This window comes from Streptococcus vestibularis, from assembly GCF_900636445.1.
GTDB lineage: Bacteria > Bacillota > Bacilli > Lactobacillales > Streptococcaceae > Streptococcus > Streptococcus vestibularis.
Window position 1 is genome coordinate 226,266 of the sequence record NZ_LR134275.1, and the last position, 14,542, is coordinate 240,807.

Here is a 14,542-nt window from a genome sequence, read left to right on the forward strand (position 1 = left end):
AAGATATGAATATACAAATTGAACTTATCTCAGAGTCTGAGTTAGCAGACGAATCTTTTAATATTGTCATCAATGGCTTAAAACCAAGAGAAACATATCGAGTCGAGATGTACCTAACTGATTATTATTGTATCAATGCTCCCATGCTTTTAGCTCATGATGTTTTATGGAGATCAACAGGGGCTTTTGTATCAGATAAGAATGGTATTATTGATATGTCACAAACTCCATCTTGTTCTGGCTCTTATGAAGGCATTTCAACAATGGGACTATTTTTTAATGCTAAGCCCTTGACCAATGAGAGAAAGAAACTTCCAAACTCTCTTTCTGAAATTCCCTTATTAGCTCATTTTTTTGTGGATATCAAAATTATGCAAGGAAATACTGTCATTGAAGAGAGAACTTTCACAAGACATTACATGAGTTCGCAAATTAGTCATAAAGATATTTACGGGGAACATTTTCAAGGGAGACTATTTTATGATAAAAAGTCACTAAAAGCACCAGCATTGATTATTGTGAGCGGTAGTGAAGGACGGATTGAAAAGGCACAGAATATAGCTCAGATTTTATCTTCTAGAGGTTATATTTGCCTAGCAGTTGCCTTCTTTGGTTTAGAAGGGTTGCCAAAATATTTGGAACGTATTCCTTTAGAGTGTCTTGCGGAGGCAAAGGATTATCTACGTCAGCATCCTCAAGTAGATAGTGAAAGAATTGGAATCTATGGACGGTCTAAGGGAGCAGAATTGGTTTTAGCTGAGGAGAGCCTTTTTAATGACGTTCAATGTTTGGTGCTAAATTCACCCTCTGATGTGGTGTATGAAGGGATAGAAGGGAAATGGAACTCTCATACTTCTTCTTGGACGCATTTGCAAAAAGAACTTCCCTATCAAAAGTTTCGACTTAGAGATTATCTGTTCAGTAAACTTTTTAGAAAACCTATCCCTAAAGATTGCTCTGCTAGGATAGACATTAGTAAACTCTCTTCGCCAATTTTATTGCTCGGAAGTACTGTTGATGAAATATGGGATGCCTCGTCAGCAATTGATGATATTGTCTCACATTATAAAGGACACCACATTACATTTAAAAAATATCATGAAACAGGTCACATGTTGACAGTGACTTATCAACCAAATCACCGTTATCGAAAAGATTGGCGTTTATTGATGAAAGAGAGTAAGGACTCTTGGCTGGCTACGATTCATTTTTTTGATAGGCATTTGAAGAAGCAATAAAAATAGCTTATAAATATGCTATAATAGTCCCAACTAAGATAAAAACACAGTTCTGGTTGGTAGTCCAGACGTAGGCAAGCCTATCAGTAACCTTCCTCCTTGGTTGTCCATTCTTAGGGATAGATTTAAGGAGGTGCTGTCGTGGAAACAATTTCAATTGGATTGACAGTTTATTTTGAAGATGGATTTTGGCATGGTTTGTTCGAACAAGTGTATCTAGAAACTTATCAAGTTTGTCGTGTGACATTTGGTCAGGAGCCAAAAGATGATGAAATTCTAGAGATCTTACAGACTCAGTTTACTCAATTATCTTTTAGTCCAGAAGCTATAGTTAAGCAACATGTAAAAGTCAAGAATCCTAAACGATTACAGCGAATGGTGAAGAAACAAGTAAATCAGAAAGTTTCTTCCAAGTCGAAAGAACTATTGCAGTTGCAGTATGAGGAAAGGAAAAAGATTTCAAAACATCAATCTAGTGTCCAAAAACAATTGCTCAAACAAGAGAAATTTGAACGCAAACAGCAAAAACGAAGAGAGAAGCATAAAGGACATTAATGTGTTTCTCTTTATAGAAACAGCTCTTTTCTAAGTAGAAAGGAGCCGTTTTACTAGTATTGAAGCGTCGTTTTTTACTGTTTCCTAATATGGTTACTTGTCGTCAAAAGTTTTACTGATGATAGGTTCAAATTCAGGACAATACTTACTTGCCTCAAATTCAATGACATCATATTGGGCAATCTCATTTTGATAGAATGGATCGTGTGTAATGATTTCTTGAACACCACTGTATTCAACATTCCTATAGTGCTAAGGGATGCCCATATGACAATAGTTGTATAGAGTCATTTCACGCAACGATCAAAAAGGAGTGTATTTACGCCGAAGCTAATATTGGTTATAAAGATTTTCAGACCTGTTACGATAGTATTTTTAAGTATATCGGAGGTTTTTATAATTCGAGGAGGCGCCACAGCAAACTGAACTATCTTTGTCCGAATGAATTTTAAAAACAAATTGCTTAGTTAATAGCACTCCTTCTACGCGCTTATAAAATTCATTTTATGATCTCGTAGAAGGAGTCCAGCAACCGAAGGGCGCTAGCCTTCAAATTTTTCTCCTAAAATGTGTCCAAAATATTGACAGAATTCCAAAACTCAATTATTTAAAATGGAATGACTGGGTACTATAAGGTAGGTGATTCAATAGGAAGGATAATTTCTGTTTGAAAATATTCTCCTTGTTCACTTGTGATAATCATACTACCTCCATGTAAATCAACAATTTGGTTAGAAATTTTTAGTCCCATACCACTTCTGCGAGCCCCAGAAATATCAAAATTAAATTCCTCAATTTTATTAATATTTTTAAGTCTATCTGTAGAGGTTCCAATTCCATTATCACGTATAATAACTGAAAATTTATTACGAGAAATATAGTTAAGGACAATCTGAATATTACAACCAGAAGGGTTATGCAATACAGAATTATAAATGAGATTGTGAATAACTCTAGACATCAAAGATTTTTCAATGTACATTTTTTTACCCAACAATTTATTATCAGGAATAAACTCAAAATTAAAATTATTCCAAATCTCTTCATTAATAATTTGTATGATTATTTCCCTAAAGAAGGGGATAATATCTGTTATTTCTTGATTTAATTTAAAATTACCGTTTGTTAGTCTAGCGAATATGTTGAGATCGTTTAGCAAATTTTGAATATAGTGACTCTCAACTAGTGTAGGTTTCAAATTTTTTAATAGGTCATCATTGTCTGTTTTTTCAATGGCTAATGATGTATTAGCCATGATAACTGAGAGTGGGGTTTTTATGTCATGAGCTATTCCTGAAATCCAATTTTCTTTAAAATTTTCGTTTTCACGTAATTGTTGATTTGCAGAATTAACAGCAAGAGTCAATTTATCTAGCTCTTTTACAGATTTTACTTGAGTGTTTATACCACTTGGTAAGTTGTTAATTGCGTTAATAATTGGTTTGATATTTCGGTTAAAGAAAGTAAGGCTGTGACAATATAGTAAGAGACAAAATAAAATATTAGCAAATATAATTGATAGGATGATAATCGGAATGATTTGGATTCTATTCAATTCAAAGTAATTATTGCCGTATTGTATAATACTGTCTTTTGGAAATGCGATAATATATATATCATCGTTGTCGTCTTTTAGTTGAGTAAATACAGGATAATCTTTTAGATAACATCTAGAGAATCTAATAGCATCAGTAAAATTAAATTGACTGGCTATTTCTTTAGGTTTATTAACATTGAATTTTTCTTTACCACTATTTTTATCAATAACCATTATCCATAAATTATCTTTATCAATTAACTTTTTTGCGGCTGAACTTACTACATAGTTTCCATTAGAAAAAGTAATTCCATTGGATATCTTGTCAACTATATTTGAGGCAGACTGTTGGCTGCGAATATAATTAGAGGCAGTAATTAGTAGTACGATATCAATTATGATAATAAAAATAAACTTTAGTATAATTTTTTTGAAGATATTCATTGCTATCCCTCAATTATCTATATAACAAGCTTATAACCGAGACCTTTGATGGTAATTAGGTGATTTGGTCTAGAAGGAATGTCTTCGATTTTTCCTCTTATATTTCGAATATGTACCATGAGAGATTTTTCACAGCCATAGCTATCAAGTCCCCAAACAGTATCACAAATTGTTTCAATAGAGACGATATAATTTTTATTAGCATATAATTTTCGGAGAATTTGTATCTCTGTAGGTGTCAATGACAAAATTTCATCATTTTTTTTAACACTTGCGCTACTTAAATCTATAGTACAGTTATCTAACTCAATTATTTCTGACTCATCTTTATATGCCCTCCTTAATAGTGCAATAATTCGATAAGTTAAAGATTTAGGTAAAAATGGTTTCGTAACATAGTCATCTCCTCCGGAGTTAAGTCCTCGAATTTCATCGTCAGGATTATTTTTAGCGGTTAAAAATAAAATAGGAACATCGGAACTTTCTCTAACATACTCTGAAAGTAAATATCCTTCACCATCTGGCAACATAACATCTAAAATAATAAGATCAATATGTGATACTGAGAAAACATTAATCCCTTCACTGATGCTGTAAGCGACATGAATATTTTGAAAACCACGACTAGCAAGAACTTCTTTTATAGACTCGCTTAGCGCTTCATCATCATCGACGATTAGTATACTTTTCTTTAGTAATTGAACTTCAAAATTCATATATTAACTCCAAAAATTTTCTTAATTATACCATAAATTTAAGTAATTATAATGTCACAGAAGAAAAAATTCAGACATTTAAAATTCTTAAAAATAATTTTAAGTTTTCTTTATCATAAATTTGTATTCCTGTCTTACAATGAACTCGTAATAAATAAGATAACCAGTCTATCAAGGTTCGAAAAAGAGGTGGCATTATGCAAAATAAATATGAAGCTGTTGATTCAATTAAAGAAATTAGCCTAGAAGAGCTAGATCAAATTATTGGTGCTGGGAAAAATGGAGTGTTTAAAACTATTTCACACGAATATCGTATGAATTCATTCCAATTTTATTCACTTGTTGTTCTTAATGTTATGAGTCTGGTTATCTTAGATGTTGCAACAAAAAGAGGGAAACCTCTTTTTGTTTTTTCTTTTAAAGGTGGTACTTTTCTATTGTTATCGTATTAGGGATAATAAGAGAGCAAAATTAGAGCTTTATTTTTTCTTAAACTTTTCTTTAACCAGTAATTTTAAAATTATTGTATAAAGTAGCATAGATATGCGTTAAATTTAATATTAAAAAGTGGGGTAGTTAAGATGAAAATAAAATTCGTACCAAAGCTATTGAGGCATTATAAGAATTTCAAGTTTAAGAATTAGATAGTCTTTTAGGCAGTGGTAAAGGGCACGGAGTAAATACAATCTCTGCTGAATGTCACTGGAAAAATTTACAAGTAATTTTTACATGTTACTAATTGAAAGAGGTTAGCTTATGAATCAGAAAGAAGTTTTGTACAGTCAGTTTGACGCCTTTCCTAGAACATTCATTGAGAGATATTTTCCTGAAGTATTATTAAAAACTAAAATATAAGTTATCGAGAATTTATTAATTCGAAACTTTAAGGGAAAATTTCTTGTATCTTAATGTTATCTTTAGGTGGTCAATTTACAATTACAGTATAGAAACAGAATTAAAAGGATAGATTTTTTATTATTGGGCTACATGAGGTTAAAAATGAAAAATATTATTGAATTACACAAGCTTTCTAAAGTGTAGAAGTTACTACCGTGGAACTAGAAAAGTTTACTGTTCGAGAGGGCGAAATCTATGGTTTTCTTGGTCCAAATGGTGCAGGTAAAACAACAACAATGAAAATGATCTTGTCGTTAGTTATGCCAACTTCAGGAGAAATACTTATTAATGGTGAAAACATCACAAAAAATAAACAGTATTTAAACCAAATCGGTTAGATGATTGAAGAACCATCATATTATCCTAATTTAACAGGTTATGAAAATCTACTGGTTTTTCAAAAATAGGTGATTATGAAAAAAAGAGATTTATTATTAGCTAGCACGGTATTGTCAATATTATTGTTTGTTGGTAGTTCACCAAGTTGTGTTCAAGCAACTGACATTGAAACAACTCGGTACAATGTATTATTAAGAGAAACTCAATCAGTTGACGATATGGAGAAAGCATTTGAAAAAGAAGGTATCACAGTTACTGACAAGATCCCTGAGATAAATTTCATGACCATCTCCACAGAGAAAAGTAAGCAGGATGTGAAAGAGGAAAATAGCAGTAAGATTGAAGAGATTGTGGAGGATGATAAGCTAACTGTTAAACCCAATATTAGCTATTCTTATAAAGGTCAAGTCTATACGAATGATAATTCTGATTTTTGGGAAAATCAATGGGATATGCAAAAGAGCATTAGCACAGGGACTAAGTTTACTCATAAATCTTCAGGTGAAGCGACGATTGGAGTTATTGATTCAGGGATTACAAACGATAACTCCGAAATATCTTCTAATATTATTTCCGTGAAAAACTTCGCAGCTGATGCGACCACTGGTCTTGTCGATGACCAAAATGTTTTAGACAAAACAGGTCATGCAACATCTGTTGTCGGTCAGATATCCTCAAACGGTAGTTACCTCGGAATTGCTCCTGGCATGAGGGTGAGAATGTATCGTGTTTTTGACGAGGGAAATGCCCAAGATCAATGGATTTTAAAAGCATTGATTCAAGCGGCTAAAGATGATGTTGATGTCATCAATTTAAGTTTCGGAGAATATCTGCTTGAAAATTCGACTGATGAAAGTGATAAAACAGCACTCATTAACATTTATCAACGGGCCGTTAATTTTGCCCATAAGCAAGGTTCAGTAGTTGTTGCTTCTGTAGGCGATGAAGGATTAAATCTAGACAATCAAGCGGAATTGAAATATCACCTTGGTAGCTCAAACGGCAAGGACTACGCTCAGGTTAATGGTTCAGTAAAAGATATTCCTGCTGAATTAGATAATGTTGTTACAGTGGGGTCAGTGGACGCTGATGATCGCATTTCTAGTTTCTCAAACAGAGGTTCTGAAGTGGATATCTACGCAACTGGAGGCGGTTCTAAAGAGTTGTCAGCAGTTGGATACGACAAATGGATGGCAGAGAGATTATTTGAAAGAGATTGGATTATTGTTCCAACACTTCAAGGACAGTTCACTTATGCGTATGGAACATCAATCGCAGCACCAAAAGTATCTGCTGCCTTGGGATTAATTATGGAAAAGTATCACTTGAAAAATCAGCCTGATGAAGCTATCAAGATCTTGTATGACAATAGCTGGCTGAGTCATGATGGAAATGGCAATTCATTTAGAATGCTGAACATTACAAATTTTGTTCAATAATCAATTAATGAAGGTATTAATATGAATCAAGTGCTTATCATAGAGGATGATTTTGATATTGACTCGCATCATCCTAGGGATAAATAACAATAGTTGTATAATCACATATCAATAATAAAGAGTTGTTCTGAATTTGCTTTATTGTATGCTAAATTTCTGAATAAACTCTAAATGCGTTCGTTTAAACATTTTAAATGGAGTACAAAACTATGAAAAAATTATTTTGGATGACGCGAAGCCAACGTTTCTCAATCAGAAAGTATTCTATCGGAGTAGCTTCGGTGCTCATTGGGATGTTCTTATTGGGAACACCTAAAGGAGCATCTGCAGATGAGTTGACCAACACCAATGATGTAACGACTACAGAAGTAGTTGGAAGTGTGACTAATGATAGTAGTAGCACGACAACATCTATAACTACAGAAGCAGTTTCTACTGCTCAAGAAACACCAACTGTTAATCAAGAAGTAGCGCAGGCTACCAAAGGAACAGGGAGCAGTTTAAATAGTTCTGCTGTATCTGAGGACTCTCATGTAAATGCTGAAGCAACTAGGACTGATTTATCTACAAACACTTCAAATGGTGTTGCAGAAGGACATACTACAAAAGAGATTACCCCAGCTGCACCATCAGTTGATCAGTCTAGCAAAGAAGTTAAAACAGAAAATATTGAAGACAAGGTATCTGAAGTCGTAGAAGCTCCTACGACTCCTGCAGATAATCAAAGCACAGATAAAGCTACTACAAAAGTAGATGACGAAGGAAGTCTGGATGATGATTTAGCAACTGTTGAAGATTTCTTGAATCAAAATCAAAATAGCAAATTATCTGATGGTGCTAATACAAGATCAGGACGAGCTATCGGTGATGACTACCCTGCTTCTTGGAGAAATAATCCCAACTCTGTGGACTCTTGGGGATATTACACAGGAAATTGCACCTCATTTGTAGCTAATCGCTTGCATAATGTTAACCACTTTGAAGTTCCAAGAGCTATGGGAAATGGAGCACAGTGGGGAGCTGTTGCAAGAAGCCTAGGATATAGAGTAGATAACACTCCAGCAGTGGGTTCTGTAGCTTACTATACTGATGGTGGTTACGGACACGTAGCTTGGGTCGCTGAGATTGTTGGAGGTAACATTGTTGTTGAAGAGTATAACTGGATTAGAAATGGAGGAATGGACTACACATATCACACCCAAACACAACCTACTTCTAAACCCGCGGGATTTATTCACTTCAAAGATTTAAGTGGTACGCCTTCAACTCCAATCAGTACAACACCTTCAGCAGGAACAAGTACCGGTGGTTCTTTGCCAAGTTCAGGTACTTATAGATTCACTAATCGCAAAGGGATTAAGTCAGAACCTAGGATTTCTAGCGCAGATATCGCTTACTATGACAATGGAAGCTCTGTTAACTATGATAAGACTGTAATAGCAGACAATTACGAATGGATTTCTTATGTCTCTTATTCAGGTGCCCGCAGATATATTGCCATCAATCAAGTAGCGACCCGACCAACGACTCCAGTCACTACTCCAAGTACAAGTGGTCAAGCGACTAGCTCTTTACCAAGTTCAGGTATTTATCGTTTTACTAGCCGAAAAGGGATCAAATCAGAACCTAAAATTTCCAGTGCTGACATTGCATACTACGACAATGGAAGTTCTGTTAACTATGATAAGACATTAGTAGCCGATAACTATGAATGGATTTCCTATGTTTCTTATTCAGGAGCTCGCAGATATATCGCTATCAATCAAGTAGCGACTCAACCAACAACTAGTGGAACCTCTACGGCCCCAGTGGCTCCAAGTAGAGCTGAACCAACAGGAACAATTTCCATCACAAATAAAAACGACCAAACGGGTACATTTGATGTTATCATTTCAAATGTTTCAAGTCCTAATGGTGTCAAAGAAGTAAAAGTACCAACTTGGTCAAGCGAAAATGGACAAGATGATATTATCTGGTATGTTGCAGCTAAGCAAGGTGATGGAACTTACAAAGTTTCCGTGAATCCAAGTGATCACAAAAATTCTCTAGGAGAATATAATGTTCACTTGTACTATGTTCAAAACGACGGCAAAATGGTTGGAGTAGGTGGTACCACGACTATTGTAAAAGCAGTTGTAAGACCTTCTATCCCTGATAAAGGGCGATATACTTTCTCAGGACATGCTAGTATAAAAGCAGAACCTAAAATGTCCTCACCAGAACTGGCTTATTACGATGCCGGAGACGGTGTTAATTACGACAAGGTACTTTTGTCTGATGGCCATTATTGGATTAGCTACGTTTCATTCTCAGGCAACAGACGATATATCAGCGTAGCAGTAGCATAGATAGGTGAATATGATGAAAAAAACAATTAAAATCGTTACAAGTTTGCTAGCAGCCGTATTGGTTATCTTACTTGCTTTTGTATTATTAAAAGGTTGTGGTAGTAGTAAAGTAGATAAAAGTGGCTTCTACAGTAAGGATACAAAGACCAGCAAAATGTCATCCTCTAGCAGTAAGAGTTTGACAAAGAGCTCTTCAAAGAAATCAAGTAGCTCCTCTAGTTCTACGCAAGTAGACTCTAGTACCGAGGCTAAAAGTAGTGAAGCTAGTGTCGCTTCCAGTGCCGCTTCTAGTGCAACAACTACAGCACCAAAACAAGCGCAAGCTCAAACACCATCTCAACCTGTTCCAAGTCAAGGTAACAGTGCTAATCAAGCTGGAACCACAACTTCTGAATCTGATCCGAAAACAGGTTATGGCGGTTGGGAAGCCACTTCTGGTACTTTGACACTGACACAGGACACCCCTGTTTATACTGAACCTAACAAAGACGGTGGTGTTGCTTATGTGCAACCTCAAGGGGACATACAATGGGATAAATACATCTTCGCTAATGGTGACAATTGGTACAGCTTTGTTCAAAAAAATCGTGACCAAGAAGTTCGATTTTACATTGCTTATTCAGATGTAGGGCATTGATAGAAAAAGAAAAGGACGATACTTATATCGAAGAATGTAAGAGGTAAAAACATCATGAATAAAGTTAATTATCATCATGAAAAACAACGCTATTCCATTCGCAAATACGCTTTTGGTGCAGCATCTGTCTTGATTGGCTGTGCCTATATGGCAAACGCTCAAGTCGCACATGCTGACCAAACAACAGCGGCACCAGTTGCAGAAAGTACAACAACTTCAACAAATGTTGCACCAACTCAACCTGCTACTACAGTAGATACTACCACTCAATCACAACCCTCTACAGTTGCCCAGACAGCGCCATCAACTACAGAAAGTACAACCTCAACACAGCCGCGAGCATCAGCTGTGTCTGACAGTGTGACGCCTGCAAGCTCATCTACTGATGTCACCAAGACTGTTGTGGTTACTTATCCAGATGGCTCAACAGATGAAGTACAAGTCCACTATACTGTTGCTGGACAAACTGACGCTGATAAGAATGAACCAACTGTTCGCACACAAACAGTCCGTCAAGGACAAACACCAACTGCAGACTCCTTTATTACCAACAAAGACAGCTTACCAGCAGGTACAACTTATAGTTTCAAAGATGACTCTGCTCTAAAAACAGAAACACCTGCGACTACGCCTACGAGCACAAAACCAACAGAAACACCAGTAACTACTCCAACAACTACTAAACCAAGTGATTCTGAAACAGTAAAAACACCTGAGAAGGCTGAAACACCAACTGCAACGACTACAAAAGACGACACTTCTAAGGAAGAAAGCAAAACTCCCGAAGAACCAGTCAAAGACAAAGTCGTTAAAGAAGTCATCACTGGTCCAGAATTGCCAGCTAGTGGTCGCTACACTTTCACTGAAAAGACAGCCGTGTATACCACACCAAGTACCAATAGTAGCGTCTCTTTCTACTTTAACAAAGGTAACCAAGTTAACTATGATAAAGTCTTAGACGCTGAGAATGCTCGCTGGATTTCTTACGTCAGCTACAGTGGTATTCGTCGCTATGCTAAGGTAGGAGAACTAACTAAGGTGCTTGAAGAAGTGACAGAACCTGAAAGCACTGAAACAAGCAAGAACCGCAAACCACAATCTGCTACTGGAACCTATGTTTTCCAAGATACAGCACAAGTACGCAATGACCCTAAACTTTCAAGTCCAGTACAGTTTGAATTCCGAAAAGGTGATCGAGTCTACTATGACAAAGTTTTAACTTTCGATGATTACAACTGGATTTCTTATGTTAGCTACAGCGGTATCCGTCGTTATGTGTCACTTAACAAAGTAGAAAAGGCAACAGTTGATACTCCAAAGACTCAAACACCACAAAAAGAAGAAAGTAAACCAGCAACTACTACCAAGTCAGAAGCATCGACTTTGCCTGCAAATGGTACTTATATTTTCACTGATAAAGCTGATGTACGTAATGATGCTAAGATTTCAAGCCCAGTACAGTTTGAATTCCGAAAAGGTGATCGAGTCAACTATGACAAAGTTTTAACTTCCGATGATTACAATTGGATTTCTTATGTCAGCTACAGTGGAACTCGCCGTTATGTTGCTCTCAACAAAGTCGAAAAAACTTCTGCTGAAACATCCCAAAAAGAAGAGGCAAAATCAACTACTTTAATGAAGGAAGTTAAACCAAGCCTCCCATCAAGTGGTAAGTATACCTTCACAAATACTGTAGAAGTACACAACGAAGCTAAACTTTCAAGTCCAGTACAATTTGAGTTTAAAAAGGGTGAAAGTGTCAACTATGATAAAGCCTTAGTTGCTGATGATTACAGCTGGATTTCTTACGTCAGCTACAGCGGTATTCGTCGCTATGTAGCGCTTAACAAAGTGGGACAAGATACACCTAAAGCAGAAGCAACAGCAAGTAAACCTAGTGTTGTAACAGGAAACATCAAGGTGGAAAATGTGACTGCTAAAGGCTTTGATGTTGTTGTCAGCAATGTCTCTGACACCCAAGGTGTCAAAGCAGTGAAAGTGCCTGTCTGGTCAAGCCAAGGTGGACAAGATGATATCATTTGGTATGATGCGACTAAGCAAAACTCTGGTGATTACAAGGTGGCGGTTAAGATTAGTGACCACAAAAATAACACTGGTGAATACAATGCTCACTTGTACTATGTCCAAAACGATGGCAGCTTGAAAGGTATCGCTGCGACAAGAACCACAGTTGCAGGAGAATCTACAACTGAAACGACTTCAAACAAAGTGACATCTAATGGCTCTTACTATAGCATTAAGGGTAAATACGACGACATTATCATCGCCAACAAGAAGTACCCATTATCTCCATCTTATAATCCTGGCGAAGATGCCACAGCCAAAGCTGCCTTTGTCCGTCTGCGCAATGACATGATTAACCAAGGGTTTAACGTTGGTCATGCTTACAGCGGTTTTAGAAGTTATGACACTCAAAAAACGCTTTATCAAAATTATGCCAATAGAGACGGATATGCCGCAGCAGATCGTTATTCTGCACGAGCTGGCTACAGCGAACACCAAACAGGTCTTGCTTACGACTTGACCGACAGGTCTGGCAATCTGCTCGAGGATAAAACAGCAACTGACTGGCTCAACAATAACGCCTACAAATACGGTTTTGTCGTGAGATACCAACCAGGTAAAGAGTCCGTGACTGGTTACATGCCAGAAGCATGGCACATCCGCTATATTGGAAAAGAAGCCAAAGAAGTTTATGAGTCTGGTAAAAGCTTAGAAGAATACTTCGACTTTGACGGTGGCGATTATACCAATACAACGTCATCTAGCACAGCAAACACTAGCACTACTACTAGCCTTACTCAACGAGGTACTTACCACTTTACAAGCCGTTCCTCTATCAAGGCAGAACCTAAGGTTTCCAGTCCAGAGCTTGCATACTACGATGCAGGAAATTCCGTCAATTATGACAAAGTTCTCACAGCAGATGGACATCAATGGATTTCTTACATTGCCTATAGTGGTAGTAGAAGATACATTGCCGTTAGTTAATCGTAGTTAAAAGGAGTGACACTTGGGTATCGCTCTTTTTTTATTAGGAGTTACATAATAAAGTTCCTAAAATGTCAGATTAAGTTAGACTTTTCAAGTAATTCAGAAAAACTTGGTAGGGTGATTGATAATTCAATAATTTTCTAGGAATTCTATTTCTTGAGAGTGGGACAAAAGTCCTAGCCTCTCAATTGTTTTTGGATTGTCGAGCAAGACGCAGTGGTTGAGTGGGCTCTACTAAGCTGATTTCATCAGCTTTTACAGCCCTACTCAACTGTGCGGAGGTGGGATGACGAAATCGAATTCTAACGAATGACCGATTTCTGTCCCACTCTCATAATTTTGAGAAATATTAGTAAAATCCATTTGTTTTGGTAGTCCATTTCGTCTTAATAAGCCATTAGAATGTTCATTGAGACCTCGTTGGCCAGGACATCCTGGATCCGTAAAGAAAATATCAATGTCATGTGCATTCGAAATAGATTTCCAATTAGAAAATTCTTTCCCACAATCAAAAGTTATTAACTTAAAGAGATGACTGGGAACTTGAGACAACTATTGATTGATGGATGCCTCAATATCACTTGCTTTCCGTCCATTGGTTTTCAGTGTGATGATGGCTTTTGAGCAGCGTTCTACTAAGGTAATGACTGCACTTTTGTGTTTTTCTCCCACAATTGTATCCCCTTCTAGATGACCGAATTCCGTCTTAAAATTAGGATAACTGTCTGCTCTCTCACGTAAATCTCTGCGCAATGCTTGTTTTCCTCGTTTTTCGCTATGATCATTTGGTTTTCTTTTGCCTTTCCAAGGGAGATCCTCTTTCTTTAGAATACCACGATCTGCTAGTCGATAGAGAGTTCTCATAGAACAAGAAACCCTATCTGGATAAGTTCCTTTAATGGCTTCAAGGCTCCAATTTTGAACTAAATGAGTTTGGATAAAATCTTTTTCTGCTTGCGTAAGACTGGTTTTATTCCTGCCACAGCGTTTCTTATTGATTTTATAGCAGAGTGCCCCTCTTTCATATAATTGATGACATTGTAGATTGTCTGTTTTGATCTGCCAAGTGAAGTCACAATAGCTGATACTTTTATGTTTTCTTGATAGTAAGCCTCTATCATTACAAGCTCACAAGCTCGTTTGTGGTAAGATGAGTATAGGTCATTTATGTTAGTTCCTTTCAGACAAATGTGGTGTTTGTCTGAGCCTAACATAGATGGCTTTTTCTGTCTAGCTTCATTTTACAAATTGGGTATACAAACATTAGAAGAATTGGAAAATCCAAATAATAATTAACTTTCTGAAAAGTGGAGACAATTGCTCAAAAATGCTATAATAGTCAGCATATACAAGCTATTAGTAATAAAAAATAAGTAC

The 14,542-nt window shown here is 36.5% G+C and carries 10 protein-coding genes and 5 pseudogenes; 11 read left to right on the forward strand and 4 right to left on the reverse strand.

Translation table 11 applies throughout. The features are described from left to right. Positions 1-5 precede the first annotated feature (5 nt). Both EL076_RS01280 and EL076_RS01285 read left to right on the forward strand, forming a co-directional pair. Positions 6-1,238: an acyl-CoA thioesterase/bile acid-CoA:amino acid N-acyltransferase family protein gene (locus EL076_RS01280; protein ID WP_126428965.1), complete on the forward strand. Its 1,233-nt coding sequence runs from the start codon at positions 6-8 to the stop codon at positions 1,236-1,238. A 141-nt stretch (positions 1,239-1,379) separates the two neighbouring features. Further along, positions 1,380-1,793, forward strand: a complete 414-nt coding sequence (locus tag EL076_RS01285; protein WP_003095191.1) for a YjdF family protein — start codon at positions 1,380-1,382, stop codon at positions 1,791-1,793. Between the two features lie 93 nt (positions 1,794-1,886). Here the strand turns inward: EL076_RS01285 and EL076_RS10460 are convergent. Continuing rightward, positions 1,887-2,018, reverse strand: a pseudogene (locus tag EL076_RS10460) (YciI family protein); the annotation flags it as partial. Positions 2,019-2,026: 8 nt separating this feature from the next. Between EL076_RS10460 and EL076_RS10545 the strand changes: the two are divergent. Next, positions 2,027-2,245: an integrase core domain-containing protein gene (locus tag EL076_RS10545; RefSeq protein ID WP_081448752.1), complete on the forward strand. Its 219-nt coding sequence runs from the start codon at positions 2,027-2,029 to the stop codon at positions 2,243-2,245. Positions 2,246-2,421: 176 nt separating this feature from the next. Here the strand turns inward: EL076_RS10545 and EL076_RS01300 are convergent, their stop codons facing one another. After that, the gene (locus tag EL076_RS01300; RefSeq protein ID WP_126428967.1) at positions 2,422-3,774 is read right to left on the reverse strand and encodes a sensor histidine kinase; all 1,353 of its coding nucleotides are present in this window, start codon (positions 3,772-3,774) and stop codon (positions 2,422-2,424) included. Between the two features lie 17 nt (positions 3,775-3,791). Then, positions 3,792-4,490 carry a response regulator transcription factor gene (locus EL076_RS01305; RefSeq protein WP_003098075.1) on the reverse strand — a complete coding sequence of 233 codons (699 nt, stop codon included), beginning with the start codon at positions 4,488-4,490 and terminating at the stop codon, positions 3,792-3,794. Between the two features lie 197 nt (positions 4,491-4,687). On the opposite strand from EL076_RS01305, the gene EL076_RS10550 reads away from it, so the two are divergent. The 8 genes and pseudogenes from EL076_RS10550 (at position 4,688) to ldcB (ending at position 13,162) form a co-directional block, all read left to right on the forward strand. Then, positions 4,688-4,942, forward strand: coding sequence for a lacticin 481 family lantibiotic (locus EL076_RS10550; RefSeq protein ID WP_374110361.1), 255 nt, complete (start codon positions 4,688-4,690; stop codon positions 4,940-4,942). A 197-nt stretch (positions 4,943-5,139) separates the two neighbouring features. After that, positions 5,140-5,229: pseudogene (locus tag EL076_RS10395) on the forward strand (type A2 lanthipeptide); the annotation flags it as partial. A 260-nt stretch (positions 5,230-5,489) separates the two neighbouring features. Next, positions 5,490-5,791 (forward strand): annotated as a pseudogene (locus EL076_RS01320) (ATP-binding cassette domain-containing protein); the annotation flags it as partial. Positions 5,792-5,800: 9 nt separating this feature from the next. Next, positions 5,801-7,165, forward strand: a complete 1,365-nt coding sequence (locus tag EL076_RS01325) for a S8 family peptidase (protein ID WP_003098069.1) — start codon at positions 5,801-5,803, stop codon at positions 7,163-7,165. A 209-nt stretch (positions 7,166-7,374) separates the two neighbouring features. Further along, positions 7,375-9,513, forward strand: coding sequence for an SH3 domain-containing protein (locus EL076_RS01330; RefSeq protein WP_037621592.1), 2,139 nt, complete (start codon positions 7,375-7,377; stop codon positions 9,511-9,513). 13 nt (positions 9,514-9,526) lie between these two features. Further along, on the forward strand, positions 9,527-10,150 hold the full coding sequence (locus tag EL076_RS01335) for a hypothetical protein (protein ID WP_126428969.1): 624 nt from the start codon (positions 9,527-9,529) through the stop codon (positions 10,148-10,150). A 54-nt stretch (positions 10,151-10,204) separates the two neighbouring features. Then, positions 10,205-11,419 (forward strand): annotated as a pseudogene (locus EL076_RS10600) (SH3 domain-containing protein); the annotation flags it as partial. Positions 11,420-11,425: 6 nt separating this feature from the next. Further along, positions 11,426-13,162: an LD-carboxypeptidase LdcB/DacB gene (ldcB, locus tag EL076_RS10605; RefSeq protein ID WP_447466087.1), complete on the forward strand. Its 1,737-nt coding sequence runs from the start codon at positions 11,426-11,428 to the stop codon at positions 13,160-13,162. Positions 13,163-13,492: 330 nt separating this feature from the next. Here ldcB and EL076_RS01345 read toward each other — a convergent pair. Further along, positions 13,493-14,330 (reverse strand): annotated as a pseudogene (locus EL076_RS01345) (IS30 family transposase); the annotation flags it as partial. Between the last annotated feature and the right edge of the window lie 212 nt (positions 14,331-14,542).